The organism is Leisingera sp. ANG1 (genome assembly GCF_000203975.2).
GTDB lineage: Bacteria > Pseudomonadota > Alphaproteobacteria > Rhodobacterales > Rhodobacteraceae > Leisingera.
In genome coordinates, this window is record NZ_AFCF02000003.1 from 166322 (window position 1) to 178416 (window position 12095).

Below are 12095 nucleotides of genomic sequence, written 5' to 3' on the forward strand. Positions count from 1 at the left end.
ATGAACCGCCTTCACTCCCAAGCAGATTGGATCACCCGTGCGCGCGAGGTTCTTCCCGCCGCCGGTTTCGGCAACTTCGACGCTTCCACCGTGATTGCGAGGGGCGAGGGGAGCCGTGTCTGGGACGAGGATGGCCGCGAATACGTGGATTACCTGATCGGCTCCGGCCCGATGCTTTTGGGCCATGGCCATCCGGAAGTCATGGAAGCGGTGCTGGAACAGCTGCCCCAGGGCATGACCTTTTTTGCCAACAATGCAAAAGGCATCGAACTGGCCGAGGCTATCGTCGAAGCAGTGCCCTGCTGTGAACAGGTCCGTTTTGTCACGTCTGGCAGCGAGGCGGACATGTATGCCATCCGCCTCGCCCGCGCTTATACCGGCAAGCCGAAGATCCTCAAATTCGAGGGCGGCTATCATGGCATGTCCGCTGAGGCGCAGATGAGCCTGGCCCCGGCCCGCGAGGTCAACTTCCCCTCGCCCGTGCCAGACAGCGCAGGTATCCCGCAAGGCGTGGCCGACGACATGCTGATCGCGCCGTTTAACGATTTGGAGGCGGTCGGGTCGCTTTTGGCCGAACATCAGGATATCGCCGCCATCATCGCAGAACCCTTGCAGCGTATCATCCCTGCCCAGCCCGGCTTCCTGCAAGGCTTGCGCGATTTGTGCGACAGGCACGGCGTGCTGCTGATTTTCGACGAGATTGTCACCGGTTTCCGCCTTGCCTATGGCGGCGCCCAGGAACGTTACGGCGTGACACCGGATATCTGCACGCTCGGCAAGATCATCGGGGGCGGCTTTCCTTTGGCGGCGCTCGGTGCCAACACCGAAATCATGTCGCACTTTGACAAGGCGGCCGTGGGGGCAGAACGGTGGCTCATGCAGCTTGGCACGCTGTCGGGCAATCCGGTGGCTTCTGCCGCTGGCCTCAAAACGATGGAGATCCTGCGGCGTCCGGGACAGTATGAACGGCTGCGCGAACTGGGGCAAACCCTGATGGACATGCAATCCGCCGCACTCAACGAGCAGGGTATCGCCCACCGCATTTGCGGTGATCCGGCATTGTTCGACATCTTCTTCACAAATGCGGAGCCGATCGATTACCGAAGCGCAAAGCATAGCGATCCGGGGCTTAATGCGCACTGGAACAGCACATTGCGCGCCAACGGCGTCTTTAAGTCGCCTGGGAAACTTTATCCGTCTCTGGCCTTGAATTCCGGCGACTTGGAATTGACCAATTCAGCTTTCCAGCACGCAGCAAACGCTTTGTCAGAATATGGAAATAAGGCGACGTAGCCTTCACGAACGCGACCGTCTTGCACACGGAAAACGGGCAAGGTCAGTTCGGCATTTCCCTCTTCCAGAGCGGCGGCCTCTCGCCCCATTATCGAACGCTGCTACTTATGACCTTAGAACAGCAGCCTCTCACCATCGGGTTGGCGCTCCCGCGTGAGGCTGAGCAGGCGATTGCCGGAAAGCCAGTTCCACTAGGGCAAATACGCGGCCACAAAGCTAAGCTGTTTCCGTATTCACTGCGCTGAGTCGGACCTAACTCTGGTAATCTAGTGTTTTTTCGATCGTCGGGAGCAAAACTGCCGAAGCGATTGCACTACTAGACGCTTGTGATGAAGTTGACTGGATCGGATTGTGACGTATGCGAGTCTCTTGCAGCATGCGATCGCCAAAGACGACCTGAGCCGCCGCTCAGCTTGATCGTCAGCGAGAGGCACCGCGGAGGATGCGCAAGATAAGCGCCAGTGCGAAGAGCACCAGAAAAATGAAGAATAGGATCTGTGCGATCCCAGCGGAGGCCGTTGCGATGCCGCCAAATCCAAAAATGCCGGCAACGATGGCCACGACCAAGAAGACGAGGGCCCAATAGAGCATGCCGTGTCCTTTCAGTTGCGAGTTGCTGTTGAGAAAACTATTGACGCCGCCAAAAGTTCCACGCCAGCGTCAGGAAATCGCGTAAATGGCCGCTTGCATGCCGCAGTAAGTCAGAACAACAGTCAGTGCGGTCGATTGCCCATAATGCAAGTACGACATTCAGGGCGTGTTTCGTGGCGTTGTTCCGATAGCGGCTTCACGAAGCCTTGGGCTGCCGCAGAGATTCAAATCTGAGAATGGATCGAACTGGCGTCCGATCTTCAAGGAGGCTGCATTAGATCAGCGGCCGCCGTTCTGGCGCGGCCAATTCGATCATTGCCATTTCCGCCAGCGCAGGCAGGTTTCTGACTTTCAGCATTCCATTTTGCCATTTTGCCAGTTTGCTCTCCCGCAGTGTTTTCAGCATCTTATTGGTATGCACCAGAGACAGGCCAAGTGCATCTGCGAGGTCCTGCTGGCGATAGGGCAGCGGTACCGTGTCCTTAACATCCATGCCGACTGATCTGAGCCGTTCAAATATCCTCACTAGTGCCCAGGCAATGCGCTGTGAGGCATCACGCTGACCCAGAGACGCAATGGTTTCACCCAGAAAATGCTCCTCCACTGCGGCAATCCAGGTCAGATCATACGCGCGCTCCGGATGGTGCTGGAAAAGCTCGTACAGCGCGGCCCGGCGGAACACGCACAACGTCATAGAGGTAGACGCTTCGACTGAATGCTTCATTTCTCCCATCAGGCTGGCCTGCAGCCCGGCAAAATCGCCGGGAAAAAGAAAATTGATGACCTGACGGCGGCCATTTTCTAGCGTTGTGTAGCGCGTACCCATGCCTTTGAGCACCGTGTAGAGTTGCGGGCTGTTCGAGCCTTCCAGAAGGATAGTCGTGCCTGCATCCACTGTCAGCTCGCCGGTTTTGAACTCTTGGGTAAAGGCGACTTCCTCACGCGACATTGGTGTGAACACGGGCCGCTTTCGCAACGGGCAGTTCTGGCAGGTTGTTGGCGGCATGGCCCTCTCCCTTCGTACCTATGTCATAGTTAAATGCGCCTGCGCCGAAAAAGTTCCAGTATGTCCCATTGTAGGGGGGCGAAAGCAATGGAAGAGCCCAGTCAAGACCGAGCACACATTTATCTTGTGGTGTCCAGAAATTACCTGATTACTTGCGATATCTGCGATACCATCTCGGATTTCGATCCGGTGGCTGAAATCAGCGTGCAAGAGGGGCATGAACACGCTCTTGTTACGATCATGCCTTTGCGGCGGATTGCAGTAGCTTTCGTGGAGGCGGGGTCCGAACAGGTGACTAAGCTCAAGATAGATCAGGCTGTTCAGGGCCGCGGCGGCCGGCTTGTCTTGATGGGAAATGCGGCCGAAGATGAACTGGACGGGCATTCCCCGCGCTTGAGGTGGCCGGTGCTTGCCCGGCCAGTTTCCACCCGGATGATACTGAAACAGCTGGCGCTGCCGCAGCACAGTATTCGAAGTAAACGGTGTTTTGCAGGCCTGAGATAGGGGTTGGACTGGCTGCGCGTGTGGGTCCAGCTGGGCTGTTTTACTTTGCCAGCTCATCCATGGCGCGGCCGACCGTGAAGCCGTGAAGCATAGTCGACAGCAGGATGGTCAAACCGATTAGAGCCCATAGCTCAGGTTCATTGACAAACTCCAGATGCGCACCGGCATAACAAAGATAGTAGACTGAGCCGATCCCCCGGACACCAAATACGGATACCACCAGACGGTCACGCTTACGCAGACGCGACCCGGCTAAAGAGATCCAGCCTGCTAGAGGGCGTATCACAAGGATGAGCAGAAATGCCAGCAGCAGGTGCGTCCATGTGAAGTCCTCCAGAACAACTGGAAGGACGTGACCAAGCGCGACCAGCAGCAGCGCTGTCAAAGCGTGTTCGATAGTTTCGCAGAAGTCGTGCAGCCTACGGTGAAACCGGTGTTCATTTTCGATCCGGCGCAGTGCCAGGCCCATAACGGTGACGGCTATGAACCCATAGCCTTCGACCAGTTCGGTTGAACCGTAGCACAGCAATACACCTGCTATCGCTACCACACCTGAACCCGTGTCGGCCAGAACTGCCGAACGGGGAAACAAAAACAGCACCTGCCCCAGTGCCCATCCGCCGCAGGCGCCCATCACAACACCAGCTGAGATCCGGTAGGCGACGTCAATCATCAGCCAATCGGCCAGCCAGGCCTGAGGGTTCAGCCCCTGAACGGCAACGATGAGACCGAGATAGACAAAAGGAAAAGCAAGCCCGTCATTGAGCGCCGCTTCCGTTGTCAGCGTAAAGCGCACCGGATGCTCGTTGCCTTCCATAGGCGGACCAACCTGCACGTCACCCGCAAGCACCGGGTCTGTCGGGGCCAGCACGGCCCCCAGAAGAATTGCCCCCGCAGCCGTCATGCCGCCCAATCCCCACCCCAGTAAGGCAACCGCCAGAATTGTGAGCGGCATCGCGATGAGGAGGAGTCTGGCTGTCGGAGCCCAATCTTTCCACGACCTCAAGCTGTCCAAGCGGAGGCCGGCAGCAAAAAGCGCCACTATCACGGTCAGCTCGCTGACGACTTCCCAAGGCTTCGGGTGAACGCGCGGATCAGGAAGCTCAGGCAGGCCCGGGACCAGCCAGTATGCCGCCATGCCCAACAGCATGAGAAGCGGCGCGGCGGCGGGTTCCCTTGTGGAAAAAAGGCGCGGCGACCAATGGGCGAGAATGATCACTACACCCACCGCCGCAAGCATGAGGTGATAGGGGGCTAAACCGAAGAATTCAGATTGATCCATGAGCACCATCGAGCAGAGTATACGGCCTTTGGCGCTGCTGAGTGCAGCAAAATAAACGGGCCAGCCGTTAACATGCCGAGGAGCGTGCGGCCTGGCCCGCCACTACGTCAACCTGTCAAAATTTTCGGATCAGGTCTTCGGGCTTCGGTTGCCTGCCGCGTTTCTTGCACCTCCTTTTTTATTTAATGCTGAACCAGACCAGTTGGAAAAGCCCATTTCTTATCTAGTCTGCGCCCCCATTGCTCTCGCTCCCGGGCTTTCCTGCCTGGTCAGATGCTGTCCAGGATCCGGTCGACAGTCTGGCGGACTTCATCCTTGGTCTTGCCCAGTTTCTGCTGCAGCAGCCCTTCCAGCTGCTCGCGTTCGCCCTTCGCCTGCTCCAGCTCGTCATCAGTCAGGTCGCCATAGGCCTCGCGAAGTCGGCCTTTGAGTTCGGTCCATTTGCCGGTGAACCGGTCGTCATCCATGAGTCGTTCTCCTTTGAAAATCATTTGGAATCCGGGTCAGTCGCGGTGCGGCGCCCTTGGACAGAAAACGCGCCAGCGGCTGCTTGGTTCCGGTATCACGCCGTGTCCGTGTCCGTGTCCGTGTCGGAGGCGGCACCTAGAAGCATGGCAAAAGCCGAAAGCGACAACCAGGTTAGCCGGATATTGACGCCGCACGATACGCCGAAGACCTGATTGTAGGAGTCGAAGGTTTCAGTATGAACCGTGATCCCTGCGCTGGCGGTGAACCACAGAAGGCAAGCGGCAGCGGCTCCCCTTGGTGATCCAAGGCTGGTCGGCAGCCGGGCGGTTTTGGCCGTAGCCGCACAGAACTTATATCCCGAACGCACCGGTCAGCATCAGTACCGGCAAGCGGGCCAGCCCGAACAATTGCTCAAGCAAGAATCTGCAGGTCCAGCGGGCAAAGGCTGGCAGGGCGCGTCACCGTGCCCGCCACGATCAGCAGCATGATTGCGAACAGAGACAGCCCCAGTTTCAGGGCGGACAGCACCGCAATGCTGCGGGATTCCTTGCAGTCCAGAACCTCTCTCAGCCCGACCATCGCACTCCGGCGGCTGCGGATACCCGCTAAGCCGCCGACAGCAGCACATAGGTGTTCTCGGTAAACTGGTGATCGGGATCATAGTCCGGGAACGCCCGCCTTGCGTTGCGCTGAGGAGCCCTTATTCGCCGACCATCTCCATAACAGCATCAAGATGGGCGGTTTTGAACGGGCGGGTAAGCATGGGCAATGCCTTCAATTCTGGCTCGGCCGTATCCCCATTGACCAAGATGACCCGCCACTTCTTAGATAGCGCGTCGGTAAGCCAGTCCCGAGCAGCAGGGTTGCTGAGCGGGAAGGCAAAGAACACCAGTCGTGGCGGCGGCAATCCGTCTTCCAGAAAGCCAGTGCAATGCTCGACTTTACTTTCGGTCAAGATGGCGTTCAAACCACGGCGTGTCAGGTAATCGCTGATATCAACTGCTTCAAACGCGTTGTTGGTAAGGATCAGTACGGGTGCTTCCGCACCTTGAGTTTCGCTGCCCATATGGCCTCCATTTTTTGGAGGAACTTTGGCACCGTGCCAGGCGTCATGCATTAAACTGTGACATAGTTCTGGGCAAACCATGCCATTGAAACGTTTTATTTCCAAAGCCCCCTCCAAAAGGAGAAAACAAAAAATAGCTAGACAAAAACTAGCCAGATATTTGATATATATAAATAATTTGCTGTTTCTCCGGGGAGCCGCGCCCAGTGATGGAGAAAATCCGAAGCAAATTTCAGTCCGATCGCCCTGAGAAGTCACTTGTCGTGTGACAATCCGATCTTGCAGCCGCTCCTTTCAGCTTTGGATCCGAAGGCCTAGCGAAGTGCGAAACGGCCGTTGGCAGCAATGGTAACGCAGTCTCGGCCCTACGACATGGCGGAAACCAGGCGTATTTGAAGCGGGCATCCCGGATTGGTGGGGGCCAAACGCAACCCAGCGGGAGGTGTTCCTCTGCTTTCCTGCTGAACACTTGCAGAAACTGGGGGTAGACAACGCATCGTCATGGCGGGTGAACTGCCTTTATCCGCGCAACGCGGACCTGTCTTTTGCAGCGGGTGCGAATTTGATCGGGAGAATGCAAAAATTGGAACTCGTAGAGTGTTTTGCTGAACCAAGCAGGGAAAGCACCGTTGCCCCGCTAAGCAAACTGCGGTTGTTCTTGCATTGCGTGGCTGTATCGGCAGTGCTGTTCTTGGGAACTGTGGCCGGTCAAGCGGAGATAGCTCGTGAACCGGTGCAGACCGACAGCCTGATCGAAGTTGGTGATGCGGCCGTACGGGATGGTGAGATTCTGAGCAGAATTGAAAACCTGCTGGCTGAAATCAACGGCTATGGAAGCGTGAAAGTGTCAGTTTCCGAAGGTGTTGTTCGTGTTTCGGGTCAAGTAATCGACAATGCGGCGCAAGACCGGCTTACGCAGATCATCAACCGCGTGGCCGGTGTTGTGGCTATTGAGAATGAAACCGAAATCAGCGGCACCCTTGAAGAACGGCTGGCTCCGGCCATGGAGCGGATTGCTGCCCGCACACGCAATCTGCTGGCAAACGGTCCGATCTTCCTGGTCGCAATGGCGGCCTTTCTGCTGGTGGCTGCGGGCGGGTGGCTGCTGACGACGCGGATAGGCATCTGGACCCGGCTGGCACCCAACGCTTTCATTGCGGATGTCTACAGGGCGGTTGCACGCATCCTTTTCATCCTGACCGGACTGGTTCTGGCTCTGGATATCATGAACGCAACAGCGCTGATCGGGGCAGTTCTGGGTGCGGCAGGCGTGGTTGGCCTCGCGCTTGGCTTTGCAGTGCGCGACACGGTTGAGAATTTCATTGCCTCCATTCTTCTCAGTCTTCGCCAACCATTCCGGCCAAATGATTTCGTCGACATCCAAGGGGATCAAGGAACGGTGGCGCGGTTGACGTCGCGGGCGACCATCCTGATCTCACCCGATGGCAACCATATCCGCATTCCCAATGCCACAGTGTACAAGGGGCGTATCGTGAATTTTACCCGTGATCCCCATCGCCGGTTCTGTTTTGACCTAGGGGTAGATGCAGATGCCGACTTGGCCGCTGCGCTGGCCACCGCCGTTGCTGCGCTGGAGGCTCAGAAATTCGTGCTGAAGGAGCCGGAGGTCGGCGCCTGGATCAATGAAGTCGGAGACTCCAATGTGATCCTGACTTTCACCGGCTGGGTGAACCAGACGGAAGTGAATTTCGCCAAGGCGCGCGGTGAGGCGATCCGGGCTGCCAAGATGGCGCTGGAAAGCGCAGGATTTGGTCTGCCGGAGCCGATTTACCGGGTGCGGCTGGATGGGGCGAGCGCCACTGCGGCGGCAAAGCGAGACTCCGTTGAAGAAGAGCGGGCTCCTAAACCTGAATTGGCAGCATTGCCCGAGGCTGCCGATCCAGCGCGGGCAGAGCCGGCAATCGCGGATGCCGCGGAGCGGGAGCGTGAAGTGCTGGATGGCGGGGAAAACCTTTTAGACGATCAACAACAAGCGGAGTGAAGAGTTTTTGCACCCCTGCGGTGCCGGACAGCGGTCAAATCACCTTGTTTAAGGGGTCCTGCGCAGGTTCGTCCGCGGCCCCGGGCTGCGGGGCTAGCAGAACCCCCAGCCAAAGCAAAAGCGGCAGTGTGACAAATGCTCCGACCGGTCCCCAAAGCCACAGGCCAAATACAATTGCCAGGAATATCAGCAGCGGGTTTATTGCCATGCGCTGCCCAACAACAAGAGGTGTCACAATATTAGCCTCTGTCAGGTTGATCAGCAAAAACGCCAGTGGTGGCAAAACAGCAAACAACCCATGGAACTGAAGCAGTCCGGCGATTGCCAGACTGACTGCAATCAGTAAAGGGCCAAGGTACAGGACGTAATTCAGCAAAGCTGCCGCCAGCCCCCAGATCAAAGCATATTCAACGCCGAGCGCAATTAGTGCAGCCGCGGTGACGGCACCCAGTCCGGTATTCACCAAAGTGATGGCAGCGAAATACTTGGCGACGACGGTGTCGGCGTGTTTCAATCGGATTTCCAGTGGCCCTGTCAGGCGGTACAGGTCATTGCGTGTCAGAGTGAAAAAAAACAACGTTCCAACAAATATGAACACTTGGGAGACGAAGCTGGGGGCCAGCCAGAGTGCATCCCCTACCGAAGGGATCGCAGTTTGTGGTTCCACGGCTTCGGCGCCTACGCTTTCCTCAATTTCCTGGCTGATTGTCTCGATTCCGCGCAGCAGAGACGATGCTTGGTCGATCAAAGCTCCCATCACGGACTTGATGCGGGGTAGCTCTTCGATGAGGACATTGATCAGCGGCTCAATCAGCAAAAGAATGACTGCTACGAACAGCGTAGAAAGGATTAAAAGCGACAGGGCGATCGCCAGCCGTGGCACTCCATACCGGGCCAGTTTGTCGGCGAGCGGCGAAACCACTACACCCAAGACTAGCGCAAAGCTCATCGGCGCGAGGACTTGCTGTGCCAGGTGCAGGGCTGCAGTGATGCCGATGATTGTCAGAATCATCAGCATCACACGAACCCCCCGGCCGCTGAGGACATTTTCTAGAATTCCGGACATTATTAGCTGGCAGCGGTGTGCAGTGATTTTTTGCTGGCAGATGGATCCAGCTTGGCGTTGGCTGTTTGATACAGTTTGTCCATCTCGTCGCGCAAAGCCTTTTCAGCTTTTGCCGCCAGCGCATCTCGATGCGCTCCTAGAACTTCATCCTCCCGGCGAGTGGAAGGCAGCAGGGCGCCGATCAGCGCACCAAGGCCAAGCGCAATCGCGCCGGCAGCAAGTGGGTTCTCTTCAAAAAAGGTCTGGCCTCTGGCCGCGGCTTTGGATGCGTGTGCCTCAAGCTTCTCCTGCGCCTGCAGAGCTGCCCTGCGGGCGTTGAGCACACGTTTCCGGGCGGCCTCAGGCAAGCCGTCCAGTCCTGCGTTCAAAGTCTCGCGCATATTGGTCGAGCGGAAGCTTTCTTTACTCATCCCGGTCATCTCCTTTTTCATAGCAGCATCCGCGGCGGCGACGCGGTTATCAAAACCGGCAAAGGAGTCCTCCAGCGGAACTGCTGTTGGATTGGCGACGGGGCTAGTCGGACGGCGGCCGGTCCCCGCAAACATCAGGGCAAGCCCCGCGCCGGTCAGCACCAGTGCCGCTGGGTTGCGTTTGGCTGCGGCCACTGCCTGCTGACTAAGCTGGCCGCCGTACCCGTGAGCCGTGGCCTTGAGCTGCTTGGTCACCGATTGCGGAGCGAGCATATCTGTCACTCCCGACAGCGAGGCAGCCAGTTTGCGGCGGTCTGCATCCACCTTTTTTTCGAGGTTGTCAATTTCCGGCATTTCCAGCCTCCCTGATACTGGCAGCGTCCTGCTTGATACTGCGAATGGTGCGCGACGGCAGAAGCGCCTTGCTGCTGAGGCGGAACTTGCCCGCCAGAAGCAAGCACACAGCCGCGGTCAGAAGAGCACCGCCTACTACAAGGGCGGCAAGGCCTGGGGATAGCCCGGCGGCGGCAATCCAAGCGACAAGTGCCGCAGCAAGGACGTGCAAACCTGCCAGAGCGGCAATGGCAGCGGCAGTCATGAAGGCGAGCCCGGTTCCAGCCTGCGCGGCCTTCTCCTTTAATTCACCTTTGGCTAGCTCCGATTCGCTGCGCAACAGGGCAACGAAGTTACGGAGAGTGCCAAGGAACAGCTCTGGGGCCGCGCGTAAATCAGGATGCGTCATGGCCACTCCCTTCACGCGCCGGACTCAGCATTCCTTCCTGAGCAAATGAGGCGGCATCCGCCGGTGCACGCGCCTTCAGAAAGCGGGTGGCCGCGAACCCGGCAAGGGATGCGGCACTGAGAAACAGCAGTGGGTTTTTGCGAGCAAATGAACCGATATCCCGTACCGTCTGTTCGAAGTCCATTGAGCGGACACGTTGCGCGGCATCCTCCAGATGGCCCGCAACCATCTGCGCCGCCTGCGCCTGAACGCTGCCCGGTTCAAATGCATCTGCGGCGGCATCCGCGGCATCTGCAGTCGACTGCACCTTTCGCGCAGCGTGCTCTTTTGCGGCGCCGGCGGTGTTGCGGACGGTGTCTGCAACTGCATCCTTTGCCTTGCGGCCCAGATCCGCGGCCTGCGCGCGAGCCTGTCTTTCCAATTCAGAAGTATCGGTCATATCATCAGCCTTTCCGGTATCGGGGATACAAAGAGGACGCGTGCGCTGGCGTTGTTTGTTCTCTTGGAACAAACGGGGCCCGGCCTGTAATTGCCGGACCGCTTCAGGCCAATGCCGGCTGGTCAAATCTTTGCGGCAGAGGATTTCGGGCCTGCAATAAGCCAGATGATAAAGCCCACGACGGGCAGAATGAGAATCACCAGGGTCCAGAGGATTTTGGCTGCGGTGGAGGCGCCGGAGGACAAGATTTGAATGATTGCGTAGATATCTGCGGCCAGCACAAGCAGGCCAATCAGCCCATATTCCATGATAGTCTCCCTTCAGTTTCCTGTTCTGATCAGAAAACGCACAGGGAAGAAAAATGGTTCCCTGACACCGGGTAATTTTCCTTGTCGCGCTACCGGCGATGCCGTTTTCAGACCGCTTGGAAAAACCAAAAGCCGCGCCAAAAAGCGCGGCTTTCATTTACTGTTTTGAACCGTTGCCTTAGAAACGGCTGCGCATGGCCAAACCAAGCAATACGCCGGCCCCCAGAGCACCAGCGATGGCAAGGCCAGGATTTTCTTTTACAAATGCCCGCCCCTGTGAAGCCACACGCTGAAGTTCACCAGAACTGTACTGCAGCCCGGCACCAATTTGCTCTTGCGCCTGCTGGACAGTCTCTGCGGCCTGTTCTTTCACGCGGCCGGTAAGGCTGCCGTTTGCCGCTTCTGCTGTGGCTCCGGTGCCCTCAGGTGAATGCTTTTTTGCTTCGGCTGTGTTGGTCATGTGTCGATATCCTTTTATTAGCTGCCGTTCTGCAGTCCGCGGGAGCTCTGCCGCGTCAGCGCTTGATAAAACGAACAATGATCGAGAGAGCGAAGAGCACCAGGAAGATCACAAACAGGATCTGAGCGATCCCGGCGGAGGCTCCGGCGATGCCGCTGAAACCAAGAATTGCGGCCACAAGCGCGATTACTAGAAATGTGATTGCCCAGCCAAGCATGACTCTTCTCCTTCAATATTTACGCGCTGCTGTGCGCCATCTTTAACATCAACGGCTTTGCGGGCGATTGGTTCCGGATTTCCTTGCCGCCGGTGCTGTAATAGCTCCGCTGGATCAAGAGAAAGCGCGGCTGCCAAGCTGCGTTTCAGGTATTCCAGCACCTGATCAGCTGCCGCTGCGGATCTCTTTTTCAGGTTTTTGGAACTTGATTTCGGGGAAAGGTAACCGACACACCCTCTAT

17 protein-coding genes are annotated in these 12095 nt (G+C 57.4%); 3 read left to right on the forward strand and 14 right to left on the reverse strand.

Annotated features, from left to right (window positions below; genetic code table 11):
• Nucleotides 1-1293: an aspartate aminotransferase family protein gene (locus GC1_RS06915; RefSeq protein ID WP_019296328.1), complete on the forward strand. Its 1293-nt coding sequence runs from the start codon at nucleotides 1-3 to the stop codon at nucleotides 1291-1293.
• A gap of 420 nt (nucleotides 1294-1713) precedes the next feature.
• On the opposite strand, the gene GC1_RS22110 is transcribed toward GC1_RS06915, so the two are convergent.
• A complete protein-coding gene (locus GC1_RS22110) occupies nucleotides 1714-1884 on the reverse strand; it encodes a DUF1328 domain-containing protein (protein WP_019296329.1) in 171 nt (56 codons plus the stop codon).
• Between the two features lie 274 nt (nucleotides 1885-2158).
• Nucleotides 2159-2890: a Crp/Fnr family transcriptional regulator gene (locus GC1_RS06925; RefSeq protein ID WP_019296330.1), complete on the reverse strand. Its 732-nt coding sequence runs from the start codon at nucleotides 2888-2890 to the stop codon at nucleotides 2159-2161.
• A gap of 87 nt (nucleotides 2891-2977) precedes the next feature.
• On the opposite strand from GC1_RS06925, the gene GC1_RS06930 reads away from it, so the two are divergent.
• Nucleotides 2978-3394, forward strand: a complete 417-nt coding sequence (locus GC1_RS06930) for a hypothetical protein (protein WP_019296331.1) — start codon at nucleotides 2978-2980, stop codon at nucleotides 3392-3394.
• A 40-nt stretch (nucleotides 3395-3434) separates the two neighbouring features.
• Here the strand turns inward: GC1_RS06930 and GC1_RS06935 are convergent, their stop codons facing one another.
• The 5 genes from GC1_RS06935 to GC1_RS06945 form a co-directional block, all read right to left on the reverse strand.
• Nucleotides 3435-4676, reverse strand: coding sequence for a cation:proton antiporter (locus GC1_RS06935; RefSeq protein WP_036762041.1), 1242 nt, complete (start codon nucleotides 4674-4676; stop codon nucleotides 3435-3437).
• A gap of 269 nt (nucleotides 4677-4945) precedes the next feature.
• Nucleotides 4946-5143 carry a CsbD family protein gene (locus tag GC1_RS06940; protein WP_019296333.1) on the reverse strand — a complete coding sequence of 66 codons (198 nt, stop codon included), beginning with the start codon at nucleotides 5141-5143 and terminating at the stop codon, nucleotides 4946-4948.
• 95 nt (nucleotides 5144-5238) lie between these two features.
• On the reverse strand, nucleotides 5239-5511 hold the full coding sequence (locus GC1_RS23010) for a YhjD/YihY/BrkB family envelope integrity protein (RefSeq protein ID WP_082008914.1): 273 nt from the start codon (nucleotides 5509-5511) through the stop codon (nucleotides 5239-5241).
• 44 nt (nucleotides 5512-5555) lie between these two features.
• Nucleotides 5556-5723 carry a hypothetical protein gene (locus GC1_RS22410; RefSeq protein WP_019296334.1) on the reverse strand — a complete coding sequence of 56 codons (168 nt, stop codon included), beginning with the start codon at nucleotides 5721-5723 and terminating at the stop codon, nucleotides 5556-5558.
• 121 nt (nucleotides 5724-5844) lie between these two features.
• Nucleotides 5845-6210 (reverse strand): hypothetical protein, encoded by a 366-nt coding sequence (locus GC1_RS06945; protein WP_019296335.1) that lies wholly within the window; start codon nucleotides 6208-6210, stop codon nucleotides 5845-5847.
• A gap of 469 nt (nucleotides 6211-6679) precedes the next feature.
• Between GC1_RS06945 and GC1_RS06950 the strand changes: the two genes are divergently transcribed.
• Entirely contained in the window at nucleotides 6680-8212 is a 1533-nt protein-coding gene (locus GC1_RS06950) for a mechanosensitive ion channel domain-containing protein (protein WP_237754568.1), read from the forward strand.
• Between the two features lie 34 nt (nucleotides 8213-8246).
• On the opposite strand, the gene GC1_RS06955 is transcribed toward GC1_RS06950, so the two are convergent.
• The 7 genes from GC1_RS06955 to GC1_RS22120 all read right to left on the reverse strand — a co-directional run bounded on the left by GC1_RS06955 (nucleotide 8247) and on the right by GC1_RS22120 (nucleotide 11854).
• Nucleotides 8247-9230, reverse strand: coding sequence for an AI-2E family transporter (locus tag GC1_RS06955; RefSeq protein ID WP_237754569.1), 984 nt, complete (start codon nucleotides 9228-9230; stop codon nucleotides 8247-8249).
• 50 nt (nucleotides 9231-9280) lie between these two features.
• Entirely contained in the window at nucleotides 9281-10042 is a 762-nt protein-coding gene (locus tag GC1_RS06960) for a hypothetical protein (RefSeq protein WP_019296338.1), read from the reverse strand.
• Nucleotides 10029-10430: a phage holin family protein gene (locus GC1_RS06965; RefSeq protein ID WP_019296339.1), complete on the reverse strand. Its 402-nt coding sequence runs from the start codon at nucleotides 10428-10430 to the stop codon at nucleotides 10029-10031. The genes GC1_RS06960 and GC1_RS06965 overlap by 14 nt, the downstream gene beginning before the upstream one ends.
• Nucleotides 10417-10941, reverse strand: coding sequence for a hypothetical protein (locus tag GC1_RS06970; RefSeq protein ID WP_152612444.1), 525 nt, complete (start codon nucleotides 10939-10941; stop codon nucleotides 10417-10419). The genes GC1_RS06965 and GC1_RS06970 overlap by 14 nt, the downstream gene beginning before the upstream one ends.
• A gap of 50 nt (nucleotides 10942-10991) precedes the next feature.
• Nucleotides 10992-11177 (reverse strand): PLD nuclease N-terminal domain-containing protein, encoded by a 186-nt coding sequence (locus tag GC1_RS06975; RefSeq protein ID WP_019296341.1) that lies wholly within the window; start codon nucleotides 11175-11177, stop codon nucleotides 10992-10994.
• 178 nt (nucleotides 11178-11355) lie between these two features.
• The gene (locus GC1_RS06980; RefSeq protein ID WP_019296342.1) at nucleotides 11356-11637 is read right to left on the reverse strand and encodes a hypothetical protein; all 282 of its coding nucleotides are present in this window, start codon (nucleotides 11635-11637) and stop codon (nucleotides 11356-11358) included.
• 55 nt (nucleotides 11638-11692) lie between these two features.
• On the reverse strand, nucleotides 11693-11854 hold the full coding sequence (locus tag GC1_RS22120; RefSeq protein ID WP_019296343.1) for a DUF1328 domain-containing protein: 162 nt from the start codon (nucleotides 11852-11854) through the stop codon (nucleotides 11693-11695).
• Nucleotides 11855-12095 lie beyond the last annotated feature (241 nt).